Source organism: Haloarcula sp. CBA1131, assembly GCF_008728975.1.
Classification (GTDB): domain Archaea; phylum Halobacteriota; class Halobacteria; order Halobacteriales; family Haloarculaceae; genus Haloarcula; species Haloarcula hispanica.
Map to the genome: position 1 here is coordinate 1,241,115 of NZ_RPCY01000001.1, position 22,593 is coordinate 1,263,707.

Annotated in this window: 22 protein-coding genes; 11 read left to right on the top strand and 11 right to left on the bottom strand. The window is 63.4% G+C overall.

The annotated features are described in order from the left end of the window. Positions 1–164 precede the first annotated feature (164 nt). Both Har1131_RS06365 and Har1131_RS06370 read right to left on the bottom strand, forming a co-directional pair. Positions 165–2,417 carry an NADP-dependent malic enzyme gene (locus tag Har1131_RS06365; RefSeq protein WP_151145550.1) on the bottom strand — a complete coding sequence of 751 codons (2,253 nt, stop codon included), beginning with the start codon at positions 2,415–2,417 and terminating at the stop codon, positions 165–167. Positions 2,418–2,588: 171 nt separating this feature from the next. After that, entirely contained in the window at positions 2,589–4,502 is a 1,914-nt protein-coding gene (locus Har1131_RS06370; RefSeq protein WP_151145554.1) for a methyl-accepting chemotaxis protein, read from the bottom strand. 128 nt (positions 4,503–4,630) lie between these two features. Between Har1131_RS06370 and Har1131_RS06375 the strand changes: the two genes are divergently transcribed. From Har1131_RS06375 to Har1131_RS06395, 5 genes are all read left to right on the top strand, one after another. Beyond that, on the top strand, positions 4,631–5,119 hold the full coding sequence (locus Har1131_RS06375; protein WP_014040985.1) for a COX15/CtaA family protein: 489 nt from the start codon (positions 4,631–4,633) through the stop codon (positions 5,117–5,119). Positions 5,120–5,183: 64 nt separating this feature from the next. Beyond that, positions 5,184–5,981 carry a basic amino acid ABC transporter substrate-binding protein gene (locus tag Har1131_RS06380; RefSeq protein ID WP_151145563.1) on the top strand — a complete coding sequence of 266 codons (798 nt, stop codon included), beginning with the start codon at positions 5,184–5,186 and terminating at the stop codon, positions 5,979–5,981. Between the two features lie 3 nt (positions 5,982–5,984). Continuing rightward, complete coding sequence (locus Har1131_RS06385; RefSeq protein ID WP_014040983.1) at positions 5,985–6,665, top strand: amino acid ABC transporter permease; 681 nt, start codon at positions 5,985–5,987, stop codon at positions 6,663–6,665. Then, the gene (locus Har1131_RS06390) at positions 6,662–7,414 is read left to right on the top strand and encodes an amino acid ABC transporter ATP-binding protein (RefSeq protein WP_050007030.1); all 753 of its coding nucleotides are present in this window, start codon (positions 6,662–6,664) and stop codon (positions 7,412–7,414) included. The genes Har1131_RS06385 and Har1131_RS06390 overlap by 4 nt, the downstream gene beginning before the upstream one ends. 3 nt (positions 7,415–7,417) lie before the next feature. Next, positions 7,418–8,398, top strand: coding sequence for an amino acid ABC transporter permease (locus tag Har1131_RS06395; protein WP_050036894.1), 981 nt, complete (start codon positions 7,418–7,420; stop codon positions 8,396–8,398). Here Har1131_RS06395 and Har1131_RS06400 read toward each other — a convergent pair whose 3' ends face one another. After that, entirely contained in the window at positions 8,399–9,925 is a 1,527-nt protein-coding gene (locus Har1131_RS06400) for a replication factor C large subunit (protein ID WP_050036893.1), read from the bottom strand. Between the two features lie 99 nt (positions 9,926–10,024). Here Har1131_RS06400 and Har1131_RS06405 point away from each other — a divergent pair, with 99 nt between their 5' ends. The 3 genes from Har1131_RS06405 to Har1131_RS06415 are packed head-to-tail and all read left to right on the top strand — an operon-like array spanning position 10,025 to position 11,957. Then, entirely contained in the window at positions 10,025–10,594 is a 570-nt protein-coding gene (locus Har1131_RS06405) for a hypothetical protein (protein ID WP_050036892.1), read from the top strand. A 54-nt stretch (positions 10,595–10,648) separates the two neighbouring features. Further along, positions 10,649–11,197: a type IV pilin gene (locus Har1131_RS06410; protein WP_079980807.1), complete on the top strand. Its 549-nt coding sequence runs from the start codon at positions 10,649–10,651 to the stop codon at positions 11,195–11,197. A gap of 52 nt (positions 11,198–11,249) precedes the next feature. Then, positions 11,250–11,957, top strand: a complete 708-nt coding sequence (locus Har1131_RS06415; protein ID WP_151145566.1) for a helix-turn-helix domain-containing protein — start codon at positions 11,250–11,252, stop codon at positions 11,955–11,957. Positions 11,958–12,077: 120 nt separating this feature from the next. On the opposite strand, the gene Har1131_RS06420 is transcribed toward Har1131_RS06415, so the two are convergent. The 3 genes from Har1131_RS06420 to Har1131_RS06430 form a co-directional block, all read right to left on the bottom strand. After that, complete coding sequence (locus Har1131_RS06420) at positions 12,078–12,599, bottom strand: GrpB family protein (RefSeq protein ID WP_151103656.1); 522 nt, start codon at positions 12,597–12,599, stop codon at positions 12,078–12,080. Positions 12,600–12,891: 292 nt separating this feature from the next. Continuing rightward, positions 12,892–14,229 (bottom strand): hydroxymethylglutaryl-CoA synthase, encoded by a 1,338-nt coding sequence (hmgB, locus tag Har1131_RS06425; protein WP_008312608.1) that lies wholly within the window; start codon positions 14,227–14,229, stop codon positions 12,892–12,894. A 98-nt stretch (positions 14,230–14,327) separates the two neighbouring features. Beyond that, on the bottom strand, positions 14,328–15,014 hold the full coding sequence (locus Har1131_RS06430; RefSeq protein WP_014040973.1) for a hypothetical protein: 687 nt from the start codon (positions 15,012–15,014) through the stop codon (positions 14,328–14,330). A 181-nt stretch (positions 15,015–15,195) separates the two neighbouring features. Between Har1131_RS06430 and Har1131_RS06435 the strand changes: the two genes are divergently transcribed. Next, positions 15,196–15,945: a CAP domain-containing protein gene (locus Har1131_RS06435; RefSeq protein WP_014040972.1), complete on the top strand. Its 750-nt coding sequence runs from the start codon at positions 15,196–15,198 to the stop codon at positions 15,943–15,945. Between the two features lie 19 nt (positions 15,946–15,964). On the opposite strand, the gene Har1131_RS06440 is transcribed toward Har1131_RS06435, so the two are convergent. Together Har1131_RS06440 and Har1131_RS06445 are read right to left on the bottom strand one after the other, a co-directional pair. Continuing rightward, the gene (locus tag Har1131_RS06440; protein WP_050036891.1) at positions 15,965–17,980 is read right to left on the bottom strand and encodes a PKD domain-containing protein; all 2,016 of its coding nucleotides are present in this window, start codon (positions 17,978–17,980) and stop codon (positions 15,965–15,967) included. 46 nt (positions 17,981–18,026) lie between these two features. Further along, positions 18,027–18,608, bottom strand: a complete 582-nt coding sequence (locus tag Har1131_RS06445; RefSeq protein WP_014040970.1) for a DUF2150 family protein — start codon at positions 18,606–18,608, stop codon at positions 18,027–18,029. A gap of 213 nt (positions 18,609–18,821) precedes the next feature. Here Har1131_RS06445 and Har1131_RS06450 point away from each other — a divergent pair, with 213 nt between their 5' ends. Beyond that, on the top strand, positions 18,822–19,130 hold the full coding sequence (locus tag Har1131_RS06450; protein ID WP_050007027.1) for a hypothetical protein: 309 nt from the start codon (positions 18,822–18,824) through the stop codon (positions 19,128–19,130). A gap of 1 nt (position 19,131) precedes the next feature. Here the strand turns inward: Har1131_RS06450 and Har1131_RS06455 are convergent, their stop codons facing one another. Together Har1131_RS06455 and pdxS are read right to left on the bottom strand one after the other, a co-directional pair. Next, entirely contained in the window at positions 19,132–20,355 is a 1,224-nt protein-coding gene (locus Har1131_RS06455; protein ID WP_008312620.1) for a mechanosensitive ion channel family protein, read from the bottom strand. 93 nt (positions 20,356–20,448) lie between these two features. Then, positions 20,449–21,357, bottom strand: coding sequence for a pyridoxal 5'-phosphate synthase lyase subunit PdxS (pdxS, locus tag Har1131_RS06460; RefSeq protein ID WP_050036890.1), 909 nt, complete (start codon positions 21,355–21,357; stop codon positions 20,449–20,451). A gap of 166 nt (positions 21,358–21,523) precedes the next feature. On the opposite strand from pdxS, the gene Har1131_RS06465 reads away from it, so the two are divergent. Then, positions 21,524–22,294 carry a DUF1405 domain-containing protein gene (locus tag Har1131_RS06465; RefSeq protein WP_146417049.1) on the top strand — a complete coding sequence of 257 codons (771 nt, stop codon included), beginning with the start codon at positions 21,524–21,526 and terminating at the stop codon, positions 22,292–22,294. 35 nt (positions 22,295–22,329) lie between these two features. On the opposite strand, the gene Har1131_RS21660 is transcribed toward Har1131_RS06465, so the two are convergent. Then, entirely contained in the window at positions 22,330–22,506 is a 177-nt protein-coding gene (locus Har1131_RS21660) for a hypothetical protein (protein ID WP_008312626.1), read from the bottom strand. Positions 22,507–22,593: the final 87 nt, after the last annotated feature.

A 22,593-nucleotide genomic window follows, 5' to 3' on the forward strand; every position in this document is an offset into this window, starting at 1 on the left:
GGTTCACGATGTCGCTACCACCTTTTTCAGCGTCGGGTGTGCTCGCAGCACTCGCACACCACTCCTCGAAAAACGTGGTTCTCGTGAGCGGAGCGAACGAGGGCTCGAAAGACGAGGGCAGCGAGTCTTTCGGCGGCGAAAAACGCTCGCCACGCTCGCGTCTGTTACTCCTGTTGAGCGTCGACGACGGCGACGCCCGCGAGGTTCACGATATCCTTGACCTCGTCGCCGCGCTGGAGGACGTGGACCGGCTTGTCCATGCCCACGAGCATCGGTCCGATGGCCTCAGCGCCGCCCAGTCGCTGGAGGAGCTTGTAGCCGATGTTCCCGGCTTCGAGGTTGGGGAACACGAGGACGTTCGCGGGGTCGTCGAGTTCGGAGAACTCGTAGGTGTCTTGCAGGATGTCCTCGACGACGGCGGTGTCGGCCTGCATCTCTCCGTCGACCGGGAAGTCGACGCGGTCGTCGTCCTGCAGGCGCGAGACCGCCCGGCGGATCTTCTTCGTCCCGGGGTTGTCGACGCTCCCGAAGTTCGAGTACGACAGCATCGCCGCTCGCGGTTCGACGTTGAACCGACGGGCCAGTTCCCCGGTGTGGCGGGTGACCTCCTCCAGTACGTCCGTGTCGGGGTCCTGATTGACTGTGGTGTCAGCACAGAAGATGACGCGGTTCTTGAACGTCAGCATGTACACACCGGCCGCGTAGTCGGCGTCGTCGGCCGTCCCGATGACCTGCAGCGGCGGGCGTAGGGCCGAGGGGTAGTGGTGGGTAAGCCCGGTCAGCATCGCGTCGGCGTCACCCATCTCGACCATCACGCTGCCGAGGTAGTTCCCGTCCCGAATGAGTTCGTCGGCTTCGCGGCGGGTGATGCCTTTCCGCCGGCGGAGTTCGTACAGTCGGTCGGCGTAGTCTGCCACGTCGGCTGTCTCGGGGTCGACGACGACGGGGTCGAACTCCAGGCCGAACTTCCGGCGCGTGGACTCGATGCGGTCGGCGTCACCGATGAGGACCGGCTCGGCGATTCCTTGTTCGACCAGCTGGTAGGCCGCGCGGATCATCTTCTCGTCGTGGCCCTCGGCGAGCACGACCCGCTGGGGGTCGCTCTTGGCCTTGTTGAGCACGACGCGCATCATCTCGCGGGACTTGCCCAGCCGCGCTTCGAGCTCTTCGACGTAGGCCTCCGTATCGATATTCGTCCGTGCCGCGCCACTCTCGATGGCGGCCTCGGCGACGGCGGGGGTCACCTCGAACAGGACCCGCGGGTCCAGCGGTTTCGGGATGATGTAGTCCGGGCCGAACTGCAGGGGTTGGTCGCCGTAGGCCTTGACGACCTCGTCGGGCACGTCCTGCTTGGCGAGGTCGGCCAGTGCGCGGGCCGCTGCGACTTTCATCTCCTCGTTGATTTCGGTCGCCCGCACGTCGAGCGCGCCGCGGAAGATGAACGGGAACCCGAGGACGTTGTTGACTTGATTCGGGTAGTCCGAACGGCCGGTCGCCATAATGACCGTGTCGTCGCGGGCGGCCTTGGCCGACTCGTAGCCGATCTCCGGGTCCGGGTTCGCCATCGCGAAGATGATGGGGTCGCTGGCCATCGACCGCACCATCTCTTGGTCGACGATGCCGCCGACGGAGAGCCCGACGAACACGTCGGCCCCGTCCATCGCGTCGGCGAGGTCGCCCTCGGGGATGTCGCGGGCGAACTCCTGTTTGAATCGGTTGAGTTCCTCGTGGGTCGCTCGTTCCTCGGTGATGATGCCCGAGGAGTCACACATCGTGATGTTGTCCTTCGAGACGCCAAGCGAGACGTAGAACTTCGCCGAGGCGATAGCGGAGGCTCCGGCCCCGGAGAAGACGACCTCCAGGTCCTCCAGGTCCTTGTCGGCGATGTCGGCCGCGTTGACCAGCGCCGCGCCGGAGATGATCGCGGTCCCGTGTTGGTCATCGTGGAACACCGGGATGTCGAGTTTCTCGCTGAGTCGGCGCTCGACCTCGAAACACTCCGGGGCGGCGATGTCTTCGAGGTTGATACCGCCGAAGGTCGGCTCCATCGCCTCCACCGTCTGTATCATCGCCTCGGCGTTGTCCGTGTCCAGCTCCACGTCGAACACGTCGATGTCGGCGAAGCGCTTGAACAGCACGCCCTTCCCCTCCATGACCGGCTTCCCGGCTTCCGGGCCGATGTCGCCGAGGCCGAGCACGGCGGACCCGTCGGAGACGACGCCCACGAGGTTCCCCTTCGCGGTGTACTCGAAGGCCTTCTCGGGATCTTTGTCGATCTCCTCACACGGTGCGGCCACGCCGGGCGAGTACGCCAGCGAGAGGTCTCGCTGTGTGTTCGTCGGCTTCGTCGTCGCAATCTCTATCTTCCCCGGCGGCTTGCTCCGGTGGTACTCCAGTGCGTCCTCGTCAAGTCCCATATCCGGATGTCGAACCCTACTGTAAAAAAGACAAGTTTACCGTCAACGGACGAGCGGTACAACGACGGTTGTCGAATGTCGCCTTGTTGCAGCGGTTTTTGCCCCGGTCGTGTCCCATCAATTGGAAAACAGCCGCCGCCGGGGACCCGCCCGATGGACCGGCCGCGGACCTCAGTTCGTGTTGGTGAGTTCGCCGACCCGGTCGGTCAGTTCGGTGACCGCCTCTTCCTGTCGGTCGGTCGCTTTGACAATCTCTTTCGTCGCCGTTTCGGCCTCCTGAGCGTGGTTCTGTGCGTCTTCGACCATCGAAGTCACGTTCTCGATAGCGCTCGCTTGGTCGTCGTTGGCGTCGGCGACTTCCTGGATGCCCCTCGTCGCTTCCTCCACAGCGTCGGATATCTCGTCCAGCGCATCCAGGGCGTCCGCGATCTCGGATTCCGCGTGCTCGACCTGCTCGTGGGACGTCTCGACCATTTCGGCTGTCTCGGACGCCTGGTCCTGAATCGTGGTGATACTCGTCGATATCTCGGACGCGTACTCGCTCGTCTCGTTAGCGAGCGTCTTCACCTCGTCAGCCACGACAGCGAACCCGCTCCCGCTTTCGCCGGCTCTGGCCGCCTCGATGTTGGCGTTCAGGGCGAGCATATTCGTCTGCTCCGCCACGTCGGCGATTATCTCGACGATCTCACTCACTTCGTCCATCTGGTCGTCGAGGTCTGTGACGGTGTCCACGAGGTCTTCGCTCGTCTCGGCGAGCCCGTCGGTAACGTCCATGACAGCTTCGCCGGCGTCTGACCCGTCTTCCGCGGCCGCCTTCGCACGCTGTGCTGCCGACGCCACTTCGCTAGACGTCGCGGCGACCTCTTCCATCCCAGCCCCGATATCCTGGATGTTGTCGGCCGCCTGGGTAAGGGAGTCGGTCTGTTCGGTAACCCGGCTTTCAACGGCCTCTGCGGACGAATTCGCCTGCTCGATAGTGGTCGCAAGTTGTTGCGCCTGTGCGTCCACCTGGTCCGCCAACTGCTCGACCTGTTCGGCCATATCGTTGAGCGAGCCGACGACTTCGTACAACTGGTCGTCGACGTACTCGCCGCCGTCGGTCCGGTCGAACGACGCCCGGGCGTCGAGGCGGCCGTTCTTGAGCGCGGCCATGGTCGATTTGATCTCATCGACCAGACTCGTCACGGCCTCGTGGCGGTTGGCCTCGTCAGTCCGGTCCTGGACCATTTCGACGACCGCGATGAGTTCGCCGTCGTCGTCGTAAATCGGGGCGGCGCTAAAGGAGATGTGGCGTTCGTTCCCGTGCTGGTCGGCCATCACGCTCGTGTCGCGGTACAGCGTGAAGTCCTCGTCCTCGACCTTCGGCACGTCGTACTCCGTATGGGTGGTCTCCGGGGCGTCGAGAACCTTGTCGGCGAGGGTCTTCCCGCGCCGACCGTCTGGATAGAACGCCATGCTCGCCATCTCCATCTCCTTTGCTTCGGCCTCGGAGACGCCGGTGAGGTTTTCGATCGAACGGTTCCAGCTGAGGATATCGCCGTTCGTATCCAGAATAAAGAGCGGTGTCCCGATGTGATGCAACACGCTGTGGTAGTCGAGTCCCGTGCCGGAGCCACTGTCCGCCGCAGAGTCGGTGAACGCATCGACACCGGCCCGGGAGACTGACTGTGTCGTTTCCAGCCCTTCTTGGAGTTCCACCTCGACGGAGTCGATAGCGGCCTGTGCATCCGGGCCGAGTTCGTCCCGAAGCTGCTCGAACGCGCCTTCGACGAGCGATTCGGTGACGAAGCCCTGGGCCGCAATAAACTCACTCTGGCTGATTCCGGCGGTTTCGTATTCGTCGATCAGCGCTCGGAGTTCGTCGGGTTCGAGTTCGAACTGCCGCTCGACGTGTTGGGTCCCGATAGCGGCCTTCTCGGAGTCGTCGAAGCGGTCGTTGAGGCGTGGCGAGTCCGGGTCGATGGCGTCGGCCAGAAAGCGGGTCTGCCCGTCACTCGCGACGAGGCCTCCGTCCGCCCGTCGGGCCGCAGCGTCCGAAGAACGGGACCCCTGGCCGTAGATGTAGGTGCGGATCTGTTCGAACATAAGGTAGCTATGTTACATTCCAGAACACCTGTAGATAAAGATGACTCCGAGAATATCAGTAAAGATAATGGTACTCGCTGGCAAGGCGCGAAAAGAGAGCATAAGTACGTGCAACCGAAGATATAGGTATGACCACCCGTTTCCGCCGACTGGTGGCGACGACGACGGTGCTGACGTTCGCACTCATCCTGCTTGGCGTGTACACCGGGGCTATCGGCGCCGGGCTGACCTGTGAGGCACGCTGGCCGTTCTGTGACGGCTGGATGGGTCTGTTCCCCGCAAACTGGGCGAGTTTCGTCGAGTGGTTCCACCGTTTAGTCGCGATGATCACCGGCTTCGGTATTCTCGGTTCGACAATCGCCGCGTGGCGCGGTGAGTACAGCCGGCGGATCAAGCTCGCAACAGGCGTCGCCACGGTCGTGCTCCCGGTGCAGGTCCTCCTCGGCGCAAACACCATCTTCAACTTCGGTGCCACGGCGCAGGTCCTCCACCACGGGGCTGCACAACTCATCTTCGGCGCGATGGTCGCGGCGACGGCGTGGGCCTACACCGATACGGCGGAGTCGCCGTCGGTGCAATCAGCCGACAGCCAGCACACGGCACGCGCAGACGATTGAACACGAGTACCACCCCCGTGGTTAACACGTAAGATATATTCCGGTCTGTCGTGTGGTGGGGATTATGTCAGACGACGGCCTTTCACGACGCCAGTATCTCTCCACGGTCGGTGGAACTGCAGTGACCGTATCGCTCGCCGGCTGTTTCGGCGGCGGCGGTGGCGGTGATGACGGCACTACCGAAATCACTGCCGGAACTGCACCGGGCTTCCCCCCGTTCGAGATGAAGCAGGACGGCGAACTCGTCGGGTTCGACATTGACCTGCTTGAAGCGGTCGTCGACGAGGCCGACTACACCCTGGCCGGCTGGGAAGAGTTCGAGTTCAAGTCCCTGATTCCTGCGCTGACCAACGAGAACATCGACGTGGTCGCCGCAGGGATGACTATCAATGACGAGCGCGACGAGACCATCGACTTCACCGACCCGTACTACAGTTCCAATCAGGCAATCGTCGTCCGTGAAGACGGCGACTTCTCGCCGGAGTCTCTGTCGGACCTCTCCGGACGCCCCATCGGCGCACAGAAGGGGACAACTGGCGAGAGCACGGTCCAGTCAGAGCTCATCGAACCGGGGAACCTCGACGAGTCGAACTACAACTCCTACGGCAACTACGTGTTGGCTGTCGAGGACCTCCAAAACGGCAACATCGACGCCGTCGTCATCGACGAGCCGGTCGCACAGACATTCGCCGCCCAGCGCCCGGTCACCATCGCCTTCACCTACGAGACGGGCGAGAACTTCGGCTTCGGCGTCCGCGATGGCGACGACGAGTTCACGCAGGCACTCAACGACGGCCTGTCCACCGTCAGGGATGGAAGCACCTACCAGGACCTGACGAACAAGTGGTTCGGCCAGCAGTAACCGATGCCACCCCTCCCGTTGCAGAGTGACTGGGCGTTCGTTGTCGGGAACCTCGACCTGCTACTCGTCGGTACGGGTGTCACGGTCGCCCTGACAGCGGCGAGCATCCTGCTTGGCTTTCTGCTCGGGTTCCCGGCGGGCGCCGTCGAGGTGTACGGCCGCGGCCCACTCAAACGCGCCGTCGAGACGGCCGGTGTCGTCCTCCGCGGGACGCCACTGCTCGTCATCATTATCCTGCTGTTCTTCGGTCTCTCGGTGTCGAGCAGCGCCTTCGTGACGGCGACTATCGCGCTCGGACTCCGGAGCGCCGCGTATCAATCACAGATATTCCGTGGCGCGCTCCAGAGCGTCGACGAGGGGCAACTGGAAGCCGCTCGCGCCGTCGGCATGGGCCGACTGCAGGCGATCCGCAGCGTAGTCGTCCCGCAGGCGCTGCGCCGGAGCGTGCCCGGCTTCCAAAACGAGTTCACGATCGTCCTGAAAGACACGAGTATCGCCATCGTCATCGGCCTCGGCGAACTGCTGACCGTCGGCCAGAACCTCTATCAGGGCGGTCAGAGCACGGCCGCGCTTGAGATTTTCCTGACTGTGAGCCTCATCTACTTCGTTCTCACGTTCGTGACGAACCGTTCGCTCGACTACGTCGACGATCACTTCAGCATCCCCGGCGGTGAGCGTGCATGAGCGATCCGCTGCTGGAACTCGACGACGTGTACAAGTCCTACGGCGAGGAACAGGTGCTCTCCGGGGTCAGCTTCGAGATGGACGCCGGCGACGTCGACGTGGTCATCGGCCCCAGCGGGAGCGGCAAGTCGACGATGCTGCGCTGTGTGAACCGTCTCACCGAGATTAACGGCGGTGCCATCTACCTCAATGGTGAGTGCGTCACCGATGTCGACACCGACGTGAACGAACTCCGGAAACAGGTCGGCATGGTGTTCCAGGACTTCAACCTCTTCGCCCATCTCACCGCGCTGGGGAACGTCACGCTCGGCCTGCGGAAAGTCCGCGGCATGGACAAGGCGGCGGCTCAGGAGCAAGGCTACGAACACCTCGAACAGGTCGGGCTACTGGATCAGGCTGACTCCTACCCCGCCGAACTCTCAGGCGGCCAGAAACAGCGGGTCGGCATCGCCCGCGCGCTCGCCATGGACCCGAAGCTCCTGCTGTTCGACGAGCCGACCAGCGCGCTCGACCCGGAACTCGTCGGGGAAGTCGTCGCGGTGATGCGCGACCTCGCCGCCGAGGGCATCACGATGCTCGTCGTCAGCCACGAGATGGGGTTCGCGCGGTCGGCGGCGTCGGACATCATCTTCCTCGACGACGGTGAAATCGTCGAACACGGCCCGCCGGAACAGCTGTTCGAGAACCCGCAGGCGGCCCGAACCGGCGAGTTCCTCAGTCGCCTGGAGACGACCCACGAGGGGGAGTGACCGATGGGGACGCCGGAGTCCACGACGACCGGCCGAACGATCCGCGCCCGTGCCGCCGGACTGACCGACCAGCCGCTGACGCTGCTGACTGTCGGGGCTTTCTGGACGTGGCTCGTCGTGCGCTGGACGAACGACTTCCTGCTGGACGGCGCGCTCATCGAGCGCAACACGTCGTTTTTCCCGACGGCACCGTTCGAGTCGGCCGCGTCGACGCTTGGCGGTCTCGCGGCGAGTCTCGGTCCGGTCGGGTTCCCCGTCGGCTGGGTCGCCGGCTTCTTCGAGTTCCTGGCGGCGTCGATCCCCTACCTGCCACCGCTGGCGACCGGCGTGTGGGCGACGATACTGCTGACGCTGCTGGGTATCGCCCTCGGGTTCGTCATCGCCGTCCCGCTCAGCGTCGCCCGAGTGTACGGCGGGAGCGCCACCCGCTCGGTCGCGCTGGGGTACACCGAACTGTTCCGCGGGACGCCGTTGCTCGCTCAGCTGTTCGTCCTCTACTTCGCGACGCCGCTGACGACGATCATCCGCGAGCTACCCACCGTCGGGACCGGATTCATCCCCGCACAGGCGTTCTGGGTGGCCGTCATCGCGTTCACGCTTAACAGCGCCGCCTACCAGTCGGAGTACATTCGGTCAGCGCTGAACTCCGTCCCGGAGGGGCAACTCACCGCCGCGCGCGCTATCGGCCTCTCGAAGGTCGATGGAATCCGGCACGTCGTCCTGCCCCAGGGCCTGCGCTACGCGATTCCGGGCTGGTCGAACGAACTGGTGTACCTCATCAAGTACTCCTCGCTCGCGAGTTTCATTACCGTCCGCGAACTGTTCCAGCGAACCGACTCTATCGCCAGTGAGACCTACCGCTATACGGAGCTGTTCGTCCTCGCCGGCCTGCTGTACCTGGCGCTGGTCATCTCGGCGTCGCTCCTGATGGAGTACGTCGAAGACCGTGTCGCGATTCCCGGTCTCGGCACGACCGGGCGGTGACTACATAAAGTCAGAGAGGCCGGACTGCTGGTCGTCGTCTTCGGCCGCCTCGCTCGCGGATTCGGTATCGTCGCTGTCAGCCGCATCGCTTGCTCCGGTGTCATCGGACCCTGCTTCGTCGTCGGCCGCAAGCGTTACTTGCTGGTCGCCGTTCTCCTCGTCAGCGTCGGCGGTTTCGTCGCCATCCGCCACACCCGCTCCGTCACCGCCGTCCGCACTCGCCCCCTCGAAAACTCCGCCGGAGTGTTCGACGGCGGCTTCCTCCTTGAGCGCCTCGGCGTCAGCGACGATGTCTTGCACCTTGTTCGTGTCCTTGCCCGATCCGGTGACGAAGGAAACGTGTTCGGCCTCCATATCGTAGGTCGCCGCCATCGCCACCGTTAGCTCGCGGTTCCGACAGTGGTGGGTCATCGTCGAGAGGAAGGGCATGATCTCCCGGCGGGCGGTCCGCATCGAGACGCCGTCGATGGCGGCTATCTGCTGGGCGACGTAGTCCCGTGTGTTCCGGGTTCCTTTCGACCGACCGAGTTTCGACCAGTAGCTCGGCGGCCCGTAGCGGGTCCAGCCGCCCTTGGTCCCGTCCCGCGCCGCGGCGACGCCCGCGGTCATGTTGTCGCCGGCGTAGCGCCAGAACGAGTAGTTCTGTGTCTCGCGGACGCGGCCGAGCCACTGGTCGGCGTTCGAGAGGAACTCGTAGGCCCGGGTCAGTTCGGCCCCCTCGTAGTCTTTGGGCATGTTGTCCTCGATCCAGTTGATGAGGTCATCGGGCGTCTCGTCCACGTCGTAACTGGCCTCCAGCGCCTCCTGCGCGCCGGCTTCTTTGAGTACCACGTCGAGGTACTCGAAGATGCCCTCGGTCGTGTCGCGCTCGCCGGTCACCACGTCGTCGGCGGTCAGGCGCTCCGTCGTCTCGGCGATAGCTTGGAGGTCCTTGACCGCGCCCCGCAGGTCGCCGCTGTTTTGCTCGGCGAGTTCCTGCAGCGCGTCGGACTCGTACTCGACGCCCTCCTGGCGACAGAGATCACGGAGGACGGGGACGATAGAGCGGGGCGAGACGTCCCGGAACTCGATGTCCTGACAGTTGTTCCGCAGGCCGTTTGACATCTCGTAGTACTCGTTGGCGATGAGAATCATCGGCTGGCTGGCCTCCTTCACCAGCGCGGTGATGGCCCGCGCGCCGCCGCGGTCGGCGTTGCCGTGGATGTTGTCCGCCTCGTCCATGATGACGAGTCGACGGCCGCCACCGCCGGCGGTCAGCGTGCCGGATTTGGCAGCTTCGCCGGCCACCCGATTGATAACGTCCTTGGTCCGGGAGTCGCTGGCGTTGAGTTCGATGGTCGACCACCCCATGTCGTTTGCCAGCGCGTGGGCGGCCGAGGTCTTCCCGATACCCGGGGACCCGTGGATGATGACCGCCTCGCGGTGGTCGTCCCACGTGTCCGCCCACTTCTTGAGTGCGTCGCGGGCCTTGTCGTTGCCCCGCACCTCTGACAGCGTCGTCGGGCGGTACTTCTCCGTCCAATCCATTGGATCGTGATTGGCGCGACCGGCGTTTAGGGATTGCGGAGCCACACCGCTCCTCAAGCCAGAAGACATATCCCCGTTACTGGCCGCGGGCTAACCGTCATGAGTGACACACCCCGTCAGCGCTACGCGGTCGGTGCCCTCGCCGGTATCGCGGCGTTCGTTCTGGCGTACGTCCTCGTCTACGCCCTGAGCATCTCCACCGTTCAGGACGCGCTGCTGACGAACATCGCCGAGTCGTTCGGCGACGACCGGGCGGCCTGGAAAATCGTCGGCTGGGTGTTTTTCAACGCCCAGTTCGTGACAACGACAGTTACGGTCAACATCCCCTTCCTCGGCGGGACGTCGGCGGTCAACTTCATCGCCGAGAACGAGTCGCTGTCGCCGATCCTGTACCTGCTCCCGCCGGCAGTGCTGACGGCCGCAGGGATCGCGACGGCTCGTATCGACGGGACAACTGACCTCAGCCGTGCGGTCCGTGTCGGTCCCGCTGTCGTCCTGGGCTACCTCCCGCTTGCGGCGCTCGGGGCGGTGCTGTTTACTGTCAGCGCCGGCGATTCCGGACAGGGCGCGCCGACGCTGCTGACGGCAGTTGTCCTCGCCGGCATCGTCTACCCGGCCGTCTTCGGGACTGTCGGGGCCGCAATCGCGACCGCGTTCGGGGACTCATAGCGGGCCCCCACTCCTGAGACTTTTGACCGAAAAGGAGGACAGTACGTCCCAGTCGTGTATTCCTCCAGCCTCAGCCGAGACCGTCGCGGCGTCAGCCCCGTCATTGGCGTGGTGCTCATGCTCTCGGTCACCGTCCTCTTAGCCGCGACAGTCGGTGGGTTCGCACTCACTGCGACTACCGACCTGGACCAGCGGACGCCCACCGTCGCCCGCTCGACCGGAAACTTCGTGACTGGCCCGTCGGGGGGATGCGGCGGGAACACAGTAGCGATTCGACACGCCGGCGGCGACCCGGTCCCGGCCGACGAACTGGCAATCGCTGTTGCACTGCCAGACACCGACGCCCGCATCCTCGACCTGCCAGTTTCCGGAACGGCGCTGTCAGCGAGCAACACCGACGACCCCGACAACATCGTCTACGACTACTGTGTCGGCGGTGTCATCGCCAATGGCGGCAAGCGGTGGTCAGCGGGCCGGGCAATCACCTTTCAGTTGAACGCCGGCGGCGGCACTGTCGACCCGGGCGATAGCATCGAAGTGCGCGTCGTTCACGCTCCCACAAACGGCGTCCTCGCTGCGGTCGAACTGACCGCCCGCCGGTAAGCGCCCGTGGTTCCGATACCCTTTTATTCGCGACCCTCCAGCGTGTGAACTAATGGCAGGGGGCGCACGCGACGACCTCGCGGAGAAAATGGCGGGTGAGGTGGCACTGAGCGACGACCCAGGGGCGACCCTGCGGAAGTGGCGCACTGACTTCGACGTTGCACAGACCGAACTCGCCGATGAACTCGACGTCTCTCCGTCCGTGGTCTCGGACTACGAGAGCGGGCGGCGCGACAACCCCGGTATCGGCGTGGTCAGGCGACTCGTCGTTGCGCTGCTCAACATCGACGAGAATCGCGGCGGCGACCACATCCGCCAGCACGCCCGCGTGCTCTCGGCCGGGTTCGACAGCGACGTTGTCCACGACCTCCGCGAGTACTCCGCCAACGTCGGCGTCGAGCGCGTCTACGACGCTATCGACGCCGAAGAACTGTTCCGGGGCAGTCAGGACACCGTCGCGGGCCACACCGTCATCAACTCCATCGCCGCCATCACGCGCCTCTCCTCGGACGAGTTTTACCAGCTATACGGGCAGTCGACGAACCGCGCCCTCGTGTTCACGAACGTGACCCGCGGCGAATCCCCGCTGGTCGCGCTCCGTGTCGTCTCACCGACGCCGAACGCGGTTATCCTCCACGGGCTTGACGACGAGGCGGTCTGGGAGCACGCACAGGACCTCGCCCGCATCGACGACTTCTCCCTTGCGATCACCGATATCGATCTGGAGGACCTGCTCGGCGGGCTGCGGCGTCTTCCCTGAGCGCACCGGTTCCGGCCGTGCTGTTTCGCGCCCGTCGACGTACTCTCTGGAAAACGACTGTTGTCGTGACTGCGATCTCTTTGTTCACCGGACAGCGTGACACAACCGTCTGTCGGACTGCTACTCATTCATTGCACTGCCAAGTACATCTCGAATGAAATCACCTTTTTCAGCAGTGTATCTCTCTCGCCTTTTCGGGTACTTCTCTGCTAGTGCCCTCTTTAGCGACGCGTATTGTTCAGCAACCTCTGGATGTTCTCTGAGGTGCTCCCTGAAGGCGATTTTTTCGTGATAGAAATCACTGTCACATTCAACGAGTGAGAGGTAGTGCGTCCGGTTCGTACGTGGGCCTTTGGCGAAGAATAGCCGACCGCATACGTCTTCATCGGGCCGGTGCTCATACCCGTTCTGTTCAAGAACTGGAACCAAGTCTCTCGCTTCTTCCAGGCTCTCGACAACTGCGAGGATATCAATTATCGGTTTCGCTGGCAAGCCTTCAATTGCGGTACTACCGATGTGTTCGAAATCGAGCAGTCGCTCACCGGCAATGGTTTTCAGGCGCTCAACCTCTTCCTCGTAGGAGGTTTTCCACCCCTCTTGATACGGTACGAGTTCGACTGTCCCTCGTTCCAATCCGATCATTGGTTCCTTGGTTACGTTTCAAGCACGCATCTGGTTGACGAGCTGACAGGTGGTTGTTCCGTACTGTTCACTGCCGACACAAATAGTGCTGGGATATTTGCAGCAGCCCATAACATATCCCTCTCAATTCGAGGTTCTCGCTCGCGCTGCTCGCTCCGAACCTCGCTATTCTCGCGGCTGCGCCGCTCGTCTGTACGAGACCCCTCGCTTCGCTCGGGCTCTCGCTATTCTCCACGGCTCCCTGCGGTCGCCGTTCCGACTCGAGAGCCACTCCCTTCGGTCGTGCCTCTCGCTACTCCACGTACCGATATTTCCGCTCACCCATCCGGCCCCAGCCGTCGAAGGCGAACTCGTCTTCGGGCGCGGTGAACTCCTCGACATCGGTCTCGGTCTCGTGATTATGGACGTCGTGGACCTGTTCGTACTCGGCGAAGGAGAGGTCGTAGCGGTTCCGTATCTGCTCGTCGATATTGAGCGCGCCGATTTCCTCCTCCCACCCGGGAACGATGGTCTCAGCGTGGACTTCCGCCTGTGCGCCGGACCCGTAGGAGGCAACTAACAAACGGGCCTCGTCCAGATCCAGTCCGCTCTCGCGGGCGTGTTTCAGGCCGGCGGCGCGGGCGATGTGGACGGAGCCGGTGTACCAGTTGCCGACCTCGCGGGAGATCGCAAGCGTCGGTTCGATGGTGTTAGCGTACCAGTCCTGATAGCGCTCGGTTTCCGTGAGTGCGTCGGTGTACTCCTTGATAGCGGCGTGGAATTCGTCGTCGGTCTCGAAGTCCGCGCGCATGGGCTGGTGACCGATTTCCTCGGCCATCAGGTCGCCCACGTCGGTGCCGCGGATGATGTGTCGGTAGCCGAGTGCCGCGGCCTTCCGGACCATCCCCGGGAACGGCGTGTGGAACGGAATCATCTCGTAGTCGCCCGGGTGGATGTCGCCGGCCACCTCCGCGAAGTCCTCCAGCGCCTCGCGCATACGGGCGAGGTAGACGTTCACCGAGCGCTTGCCGTCGACGGACGGGAACTGCTGATTGGGCTTGAGGAAGTCAGTCTCGTCGGCGCTGCCGTACCCCTGTTCGGTCGAGAGTTCGACCAGATTCGGATCTTCATCGACGAGCATCGCCACCGCGCCGGCCCCCTGCGTGGCCTCGCCGGGGTCGTCGCGGGCGTACAGTGCGGTGTCAGTTGCGATGACGAGTGCGGCTCGGCCGCGGTTCCGTCCGGCGCGGATCCAGTTGTAGGCGTCGTCAAGGCTCTGTGTCCCCGAGATACAGGCGAACTTCCGCTCGCCCTTGTTGGCGTGGTGGAAGTTCTCGTCGTACACCTGTTCGAGACAGCCCGCGATGTACGTCGAGACAGGCTTCGAGTTGTCGAAGGCGCTCTCGGTCGCCACGTCGATCCGGCCGATGTCCTCGGGCGTCAGCCCCTTGCGCTCCATCAGGCGATGGGCCGCGTTCGCCCCCATCGTGACGATATCCTCGTACACGTCCGGGAACGACGACGCGCGCAGGCCGAGCCCCTTCGTGTACTTCCCCGGGTCGTCTCCTTGAGCCGGCGCGAACGTCTCCGCGAGGTCGAGTTTGAGCTTCCCGGTCCAGATCTCCATGGCGTCGATACCGACTGCAGTCATGAGTCTAGCGTCAGCGTGGATGTATATGGGCTTGTCGACTGGCTTTTCGACGGTTGACTAGTATTGCGCCGATGGGCCGCGAACTCTCTGTGGGACAGTTACTCGCTGGTCGCCGGTTCCGTACTAAAAGAGAAATCGACCATGCATTCGCCTTCGAGAACGTCGTACGGCTCATCCGGTGACGGAACGGCACGCGACCAGTCGGTGTTGTTGACTACGAGCCGATACGTCCCCGGCGAGATGGTGATCCGCTTGTCGCGGATGTTCGTCTCGTGGAACCGCGACACCTCACCGGCGTATCTGGCCCGGTAGCGGCTCTGGAACGCCCGGTACTCTTCCTCGGTGAACAGCATGACATCGACGGCCGGGCCACGCCGAACGATGAGGTCGTAGGTGAGCGTCGTCTGGCCGGTCGCCTCGACCGTGAAATCCTGGTACTCGTCTTCCTCCAGCCGGAACGTCGTATCGACCGACCGGTGGTTCGGCTCGGGTGTCGGCGTCGGTGTCTCGGTTTCGACCTGCAGCCGTGCCGACGTTTCCGTCGAGCTATTCGTCTGCGACGCCTCGGCGCGCTGTGCTGTCGGGGGGTCCGCTGAAGCCGCAGCACTGTCCGCCGCTGGCGTCGAGGCAGCCCCGGCGTGGTCAGTTGTAGCAGCACGCTGTGACGCTGTCGGTTCCGGAACTGGCGTCGTCTCGGACTCCTGTGTCGGTCGATTCCCGAGACAGCCGGCGGAGAGCGCGGCGAGCACCGAGGCCCCGAAGCCGCGCCGCGACAGGTCACCCATACCTCAGCACACGCAGCCACAGTAAAGATGTTTACGGGCAGGTTTTCGTCGCTGGTAATCAGAACGCCGATTCTGTCCAAACATATTTGTGGAGAGAGAGCCGAATCTACGCCGTTCGACCCAGTCCCGAGAGAACTGTATCTCAGCTATCATCTCTCGGAACAGGACAGGAACGTTTCACATGAACAGATCGGTCATCACATTCGGATTGATTGTTCTGGCGGCACTCAGTGTCTCGGGACTCGCAGGAGTAGCAGTCGAAGGGACGCTTGGTGCAGACGCGACCGAGTCAGCGCCGGCGGAATCCACGGAGCCGTCACTGGCAGCGACGCCCAGTGCAGAAAGTGCGTCACCGGTGACGCCGAGTACCGAGGCGACTGCGGCCGGAGTGACGCAGTCCGCAGAACCGACCGCGACCCCGGACGCGGCACAGACCACGCCAGCTGATTCGGGGACGGCTATCGATACGGTCCGCCTCGAAGACCGGCTTGTGGCGGCGATCAACGACCGACGCGGCAACCCGGTTGCCAACGACGCCTTCGACGGCTCCCTCTCGGATGAGACCAAAACCGGACAGACGCTGTCAGCCATGGCCGGCAACCACAGCGAGCGAATGGCCGCGCAGGGGTCGGCCTCACCGATCGCGAACGGGTCAGACACGGCGGACCGGTACGCGGCCGCCGGACTGTCCGAGCAGTGTCGCCTCCGCCACGAAGGAAACGCGTACATCCGCCCGGTAACCGACCTCGAACTGGTCACGAGCGTCGACCCCAACGGCGCGAACGCGACTCGGACGGCCGACGCCGTCGCCGACCATTGGTTCGACCTCTCTGGCCCCCGTGACACGTTGTACGTGGCGAACGCGAACCACATCGGCGTCGGTGCGGCCACCGCTGACGGCGTCGTCTACATTACCGTGAGTCTCTGCTGAGGGGCGGTGAGAACGGCCGTTACGGAACCTCTTTGCGGACAGTGTCGGCATTCCCTTCTGAGTCAACGACGCGGAGTGCGACCACTGTGCCGGAGTCCACTCTTTTCTTTTCTACTGTCTGGCCGGTCGTTTCGAAGATACCGTCTTCGTCGAAATCCCATTCGTAGGTCACGATGTCGCCTTGCGGATCGCTGGACGGGCTGGCGTCGAAGTCCCACTTGCCATTCGATTCCGACCCGTCAGAGGTTATCGTGAAGTCGGCGTTCGGTTGCTCGTTCGTGTTCGCACCTCCGGGAGTGACGGTGAACATCTTCGAATCGGTACCACCACTCGATAGCTCGTAGGTGACGGTTATCGTGACGCTCTCTCCAGTCATATCTATCTCGGAAGAGCCAAACAAGGTATCCTGAATAAACTCGAACAGGTGGAATGTCGCCGTTGACGTATCGGACAGCACTGGGTTTGGACCGTTCAGGCTGCCATCACTGTCGACATCAACAGTCCGTGGGACATCTGTTCCGCCACCGAAGTCGGTATATCCGTTAGTGTCTGCCTGAATATATACTTCGTTCTCTTGTGGTGCTGGGTCACGGTCGTTGCTAAAGGTGTCACTGAGTCGGATTATATCGTCGTTAACCGGGTCGATTGCCACCGTCGTTATTGTGATCTCCTCGCCTAATTCATTGGTGACACTAAACTGGACGCCCCCATCAACGCCCCCATCAGTGTTCCCATTGCTGTTGAGGGCAATAGCGTCCTCGTTGTAGATGAGACCTGTGTTGCCGGACCCGCCCCCAGATCCGGGATTCGCTTCCGTCACTGTCACCGGCACTGAGACGTCTTCAGGAGATTCGCCGTCGAACGAACCATTGATCTCGTCGAGGCTGAACTGGACGGTGGCTGTTCCAGTTGTCGTCGACTGGCTTGTCTCGTAGACGAACCTGACGCGACCGTCGCTGTCGGATGACTCTGTGTCCGTGGTAAGCGACCCCGCGTTACTCCCATCGACTGAGCCGTTCACTTCGACATCGCTTACGGGGTTGTTGTACGCGTCCCGAACCTCCAGCACAATCTCTTCGTCGTCGCCCTTTGCGACAGTAACGTTCTCACTGCCGACAGTGGTGAGGTACGCGTCACTTTCAGAGGCAACACGAGTGCCGACGCCCGCTTTCGCCATCTTCAGGCGATATGTGGCTCCCCGCTCGAAGACGACTGTGACGTTGTAGAGCGAGCCTGGCCCCTCGGCCTCGATGACGTTTGCGATGTACCGGTCGTTGCTTTTGTTACCCGGACTTGGGTCGATTTCGTCTTCGAGAAGCACTCTCCACTCCTCCGCCGGGAGCCGGGAGAGAAACGAGACCGACACGTTCGACGTCTCTGTCGCGTTCGTGACGCGAACCGTTCGGGACGACTGCGATGTCGGCCGCACGTCGACCGTAACCGAATCGCTCGCCGAGCGGCTCATCGACCCGTTGAGTGCGACGAGCGTGATGTCGCGCCCATCGACCATCGCCTGTTCCGAGAGCGTGATGTTCCCCTCGCGGAACTGGTTGTAGACGACCGAGTGCTCGTACACGGTCTCCGGGGCCTCCCCGTAGACGTTGTACTCCGGCTTGTAGGCGATGGCCCCTGTGTTGTAGTGCCGCGGTGCGGTTCCGTCCCAGTAATCTGCCGTCTCGGGGTTAATCGCCTCGGCGTTACGAATCGTGAGGTTCTGCGACTCGTTGGTCGTTCCGTCCGTGTACAGCAGCCCCGACGGCGGTCCGGGATTCGTCGCCACCAGCCGACTCGGGTATCGCGTCCCCAACTGCACTGAGACGGCTTGCTGACTCGGCTGTCCCGGGACGGAGACGATAGCGTTCCGCAGGTCCTGTAAATGCGTCTGTACCTGTTGATTGTGGTTGAACTCCACCTCCCGGTTTTGCTCCGGCACGGCAAACGCCTGGTACGAGGAGAAGGCGATGATAAGCACGCCGAACAGCAGTACAGCCCCGACCTGCACTGACTGCGCGCGCTCATCGCCCGTGAAAGTCATGCCGATGAGTTGCGGAGACGGCGGTAAAAACCTGACTGCCGAATTATCAACTCTCGTCTTCTTCGACGACTTCCGGGTCGCTCATCGCGGTCTGGAGACTGTCGAGTCCGTTGACCCACTCGGAGACGAGTCCGTATTCGAGGTCCTCGGCGACCTCCATCGGGAGCTCCGACCCGCCGATGATCTGCGTGCCGGCCTGCACACAGTAACCGAGCGCTGCGTCGAGGTCCTCCTCCGCTTCCGCGTCTGCGGCGGCCTCGATGTAGTCCGTGATGGTTGCGTCGTCCGCGGGACCTTCCGCGACGAACTCCTCGGCTGCGTAGAACACGCACAAAAGCGAGGTCTGGACGCCGTCGATCAGCATCACGGTCTCCTCGTCGTCGATGTCGATGTCGTCGAGGACGATCTCCCGGACACCGGTAAGCTCGTCGATGGTCGCCTCTTCGTCGAGCGGTCCGTCCTCGTAGTCCGTGAGGATCTTCGCGACCGCAATCGCGGCGTCGTCCTGGAGGTTCAACAGGAGCCGCGCCGAATCCTCGTCTTCAGGGTCGACTTCTTCTTCCTCGATACGGTCTAGCCAGTTCTGCCAGCGTTCTTCGGTGTAATACTCCCCCGGCGGAGTGCTCATATCACTCCGTTCGTCCCGTTGGGGATAGTAGTTTCGACCGGCGGCCGTTCCGCCGCGGCGTGTCTACCGTCCAGAGCGAACAGCAAACACCATTTTTAGCGCCTAAGGCAGCTGTTCTGTGTGATTACCGGATCGGCTGTGCACTCCGAATATGTGTCACGGTCTCTGTCGAGGAACGCACTTTTATGTCATTCGAATATGTTATGAAGTAACATGGCACAGCGGCAGCCGGTCCCGACTTGTGGCCGATCCCTCGACCCGGCTGTAGTCGCCGCGCTGGCCGAACGTGTCGGTCTGGTGCTGATCGCCGTGGCGTTACCGGTCGCCGTCGGCACATTCGCCGGTATGGTTCTGACCTCTGGGTCGCTCTTGGCCGCGAGCGATGCCGCGACTGCCGCGATGAGTGGGCCGCTGACAACAGAGCATGGGCTGTCTTTGCTGTTCTATGTCAGCACGCTCGGGACCGCACTGGGATGCTGGGTTCTCGGACTGGGACTCCTTCTCGACGGCCTCGACCTGTAGGTCAACCGTCGCCGTCCGGACGCATCTCCACGCCGCCTTCCAGCGACTCCTCGTCCGCCGCGTCCACGCGATTCGAGAGGGTCCGCTGGGGGAACGGGATCGTGATGTCCTCGTCGTCGAAGGTGGCTTTCACACCCCGGACGACCGCCGAGATGGCGCGCCACTTCCGCGGTGGCGTCGGGTGGTCTATCCAGAACCGGAGTTCCATCACCACAGCGGAGTCCCCGAAATCTTTCGGGACGACGTCCGGCGTCGGCGAATCGACGACGTGTTCGATGTCGGCCATCGCCTCGCGAGCGAGGTCCATCGCCCGGTCAACGTCGGTGTCGTAGTCCACACCGATGTCGACCGTGAGACGCAACAGCCCCTTGCGGCTACGGTTCGTCACCGCGCGGTCACTCACGCGGTCGTTCGGAATGATGACGAACTCGCCGTCGAAGTTCTCCAGCCGCGTGTTGAAGATGGTGATATCGGTCACGATCCCTTCTTGGTCGCCGACGAGCACCCAGTCGCCGATAGTGAACGGGCGGGAGAACATCAGGACGAAGCCGGCGATGAGCGACCCGAGCGTCTGTCTGGCGGCCAGACCGACCACGATACCGAGGAAGCCGGCCCCGACGAGCAGGCCGCTGAGATCGATGCCCCAGACGGCGAAGATCGTCGCGCCGATGGTGACGAACACAGTGACCTGCCCCAGTCGGAGGAGGATCTCTTCCTGGTGTTCGGTGAAGCCAGTGACGGCCTGGCTGAACCGGCCGATCCACCGCTGCATCTGGTCGGACAGGACAAAGGCCAGCATGACGAGGACGACCGTCTGTATCGTCGCCAGCACCGACTGGTCGCTCCCGTCGAGGTACGGACCTACTGTCTGGACTACATCGAGGACTCCCCAGACGATGAGAAACGAGACGACGACGAGGACGACCATCGAGAACTGGGCGATCCGGAGAAACACACCCCGGATGGTCGTCGGCGTGTAGTCGGCCATGACTTGCAGCCAGTCGCCAGTTCGGTCTGACGTGACAGACCGAAGCCGGGAGAGGGCTGCTGGAACGACGACGACACTGAAAAGCAAGACGACCAGGAGGATGAGCGTCGCGACGAGTCGCCCCTGCGTCGCGACCAACTGGTCCAGCGACCGCTGTAACACGGTAAAGAGTTCCAAAAGGCCTTCCCCGGTGTCGTTGGCCGCTGGCGTCGGCGTGGCCGTCCCCTGCACAGCCACCTATCGCCGCCGTAGGAACTTGTGTCTTCGTCTTTGAGCGGCCGTCTGTAATGAACCTGACACCGGAGAAAATACGGCTGGTCGCGGCCCCAGTTAGACGCCGCGGCCCTGCAACTGCTCTTCCTCGTCTAGGTCCGCGTTCGCCTGTCCCTTCATGCCCTTGCCGGGGTTCTTCGCGATCTCCTTGAGCTGTTCGGGGTCATCGTAGTTGTTGACCGCCGCGACGATGGACTCGCCCATGGCCTGGGGGTTCTCCGCGCCGAAGATGCCCGAGCCGACGAAGATGCCGTCACAGCCGTGTTGCATCATCAGTGCGGCGTCGGCGGGCGTCGCGATACCGCCAGCCGCGAAGTTGACGACCGGCAGCCGACCGCGGTCCGCCGTCTCGTGGACGAGTCGCCGCGGTGCGCCGTGTTCGCGTGCCCACTCGTCGCGCTCCTCGTGGGCCATCCCCTCAAGCATCCCGATGGAGCGCTGGATGTTGCGCTGGTGAGTCACGGCCTGGTTCACGTCGCCGGTGCCCGCCTCGCCCTTGGTGCGAATCATCGCCGCGCCCTCGTCGATGCGGCGCAGCGCCTCGGCGAGGTTCCGCGCCCCGCAGACGAACGGCGCGGTGAACTCCCGCTTGTCGATGTGGTAGCGGTCGTCGGCCTGTGTCAGCACTTCCGACTCGTCGACCATGTCCGCGCCAGCCGCTTCCAGAATCTGGGCCTCGGCGGTGTGGCCGATACGGGCCTTGCCCATCACCGGAATCGACACTTCCTCGATGATCTCTTCGAGCTTGCCGGGGTCCGCCATCCGGGCGACACCGCCTCGCTTGCGGATGTCGGCCGGCACCGACTCCAGGTGCATCACGGCGACTGCGCCAGCGTCTTCGGCGATTCGGGCTTGCTCGCGGTTGACGACGTCCATGATGACGCCGCCCTTCTGCATCTTCGCGAAGCCGCGCTTGACGAGGTCAGTCCCGCGACGGAGGTCCTCGAGGTCGGTCTCTTCAGTCATTACCCAGACTTAGGACTGGATTTACTTAACGCGTGTCCTTTCGAGGGACAGAACGGCGTTTGACCCACGCGCAGAGGCCCCGATATCGCGCCAGCGACCACAATATTCTCCAGGGGACGGGGCTGAGACCACTACCGTTTTCATCGCGTCTCCCCACTGCATCGACATGGCTACGGACGAGGGTGTCGGCGGGCGCATCGACGCGGCTGTCGCACGGGTGTTCAGCCGTCGGCTCCCAGACGCCGAAGGGCTCCCGCGGTACGTCGCGCCGCTGCCGGCGTGGCTGGAGAACGTCGGGCTTCGACTCGCCTGGCCAATCGCGCTCGTCAATCTGGTCGGGACGCTGTTCGGCTTCTGGTACTACGCCGGCCGCCCGCTGAACACAGCGCCGCCGCTCGTGGAGGGCCAACTCGGCGCGGCTCCGCTGGCCGCCTACCCCTTGATTCCGGACTCGCCCGTCGCGACGATGTTCATCGGGCTCTCGCTGGTGGCCTGGCGGCTCGACTGGGATACGCAATGGCTCCACATGCTCGGCTTCTTCGGCTGTATCAAGCTCGGTCTGTGGACGCCGTACGTCCAACTCGTTCTCAACGGCCCCGGTGGGATTCCGCTGTGGCTCTACTGGTTCCTGATTCTGAGCCACCTGGCGATGGCCGCCGAGGCCTTCCTCATCCACCGCTACGCGAGCTTTTCCGTCGTGTCCGTCGCCGTTGCGGTGTTCTGGTACGGCTTCAACGACATCGTGGACTACTTCGTCCCGGTTCTCGACGGGCCACACCACACCTGGCTGCGGGCCGAGCCGCTGGCCGCAGCCGGCGGGTTCGACCACACGGTGCTGGCCCACGACCTCGCGGGCGGCTGGGCGGTCGTGCTGACGCTCATGGCGACGTTTCTCGCACTGGCGACGCGCGTAGAGAAAGTGAAGCGGCAGGCGTGACCGGCGCTGTCCTCCGCTAGTGGTGTCCTCGGGTCTCAGGTCGTGAACCCGTCCTCGGCCTCGCGCTCGTCGAGGACCCACTCTAGTTCCTCGATAGCGCGCAGGATGGCGACCTCGGCCTCGTCTTCTAGCTCGGTCGACGGCGGGTCGTGCCTGTCGTACTCGTCCTGCAGCGCCTCGATGCGGTCCCGGATCGTCTCCTCTGTTCGCATGGTTCCAATGACCGGACCCACAGGTCTTGATGCTACTGGTCGCGGCGATGGGTGCGACCGGATAGGAGTGCCGGATGTCGGAAAAAC

What these genes read in the sequence shown, in the direction of transcription:
- Har1131_RS06395 (WP_050036894.1), top strand. Translation starts at nt 7,418, where the DNA reads ATGGGGACGCCGGAGTCCACGACGACCGGCCGAACGATCCGCGCCCGT.
- Har1131_RS06375 (WP_014040985.1), top strand. Translation starts at nt 4,631, where the DNA reads ATGACCACCCGTTTCCGCCGACTGGTGGCGACGACGACGGTGCTGACG.
- Har1131_RS06450 (WP_050007027.1), top strand. Translation starts at nt 18,822, where the DNA reads ATGGCACAGCGGCAGCCGGTCCCGACTTGTGGCCGATCCCTCGACCCG.
- Har1131_RS06415 (WP_151145566.1), top strand. Translation starts at nt 11,250, where the DNA reads ATGGCAGGGGGCGCACGCGACGACCTCGCGGAGAAAATGGCGGGTGAG.
- Har1131_RS06385 (WP_014040983.1), top strand. Translation starts at nt 5,985, where the DNA reads ATGCCACCCCTCCCGTTGCAGAGTGACTGGGCGTTCGTTGTCGGGAAC.
- hmgB (WP_008312608.1), bottom strand. Translation starts at nt 14,229, where the DNA reads ATGACTGCAGTCGGTATCGACGCCATGGAGATCTGGACCGGGAAGCTC.
- Har1131_RS06465 (WP_146417049.1), top strand. Translation starts at nt 21,524, where the DNA reads ATGGCTACGGACGAGGGTGTCGGCGGGCGCATCGACGCGGCTGTCGCA.
- Har1131_RS06365 (WP_151145550.1), bottom strand. Translation starts at nt 2,417, where the DNA reads ATGGGACTTGACGAGGACGCACTGGAGTACCACCGGAGCAAGCCGCCG.
- Har1131_RS06405 (WP_050036892.1), top strand. Translation starts at nt 10,025, where the DNA reads ATGAGTGACACACCCCGTCAGCGCTACGCGGTCGGTGCCCTCGCCGGT.
- Har1131_RS06400 (WP_050036893.1), bottom strand. Translation starts at nt 9,925, where the DNA reads ATGGATTGGACGGAGAAGTACCGCCCGACGACGCTGTCAGAGGTGCGG.
- Har1131_RS06445 (WP_014040970.1), bottom strand. Translation starts at nt 18,608, where the DNA reads ATGAGCACTCCGCCGGGGGAGTATTACACCGAAGAACGCTGGCAGAAC.
- Har1131_RS06370 (WP_151145554.1), bottom strand. Translation starts at nt 4,502, where the DNA reads ATGTTCGAACAGATCCGCACCTACATCTACGGCCAGGGGTCCCGTTCT.
- Har1131_RS21660 (WP_008312626.1), bottom strand. Translation starts at nt 22,506, where the DNA reads ATGCGAACAGAGGAGACGATCCGGGACCGCATCGAGGCGCTGCAGGAC.
- Har1131_RS06430 (WP_014040973.1), bottom strand. Translation starts at nt 15,014, where the DNA reads ATGGGTGACCTGTCGCGGCGCGGCTTCGGGGCCTCGGTGCTCGCCGCG.
- Har1131_RS06420 (WP_151103656.1), bottom strand. Translation starts at nt 12,599, where the DNA reads ATGATCGGATTGGAACGAGGGACAGTCGAACTCGTACCGTATCAAGAG.
- Har1131_RS06440 (WP_050036891.1), bottom strand. Translation starts at nt 17,980, where the DNA reads ATGACTTTCACGGGCGATGAGCGCGCGCAGTCAGTGCAGGTCGGGGCT.
- Har1131_RS06390 (WP_050007030.1), top strand. Translation starts at nt 6,662, where the DNA reads ATGAGCGATCCGCTGCTGGAACTCGACGACGTGTACAAGTCCTACGGC.
- pdxS (WP_050036890.1), bottom strand. Translation starts at nt 21,357, where the DNA reads ATGACTGAAGAGACCGACCTCGAGGACCTCCGTCGCGGGACTGACCTC.
- Har1131_RS06435 (WP_014040972.1), top strand. Translation starts at nt 15,196, where the DNA reads ATGAACAGATCGGTCATCACATTCGGATTGATTGTTCTGGCGGCACTC.
- Har1131_RS06380 (WP_151145563.1), top strand. Translation starts at nt 5,184, where the DNA reads ATGTCAGACGACGGCCTTTCACGACGCCAGTATCTCTCCACGGTCGGT.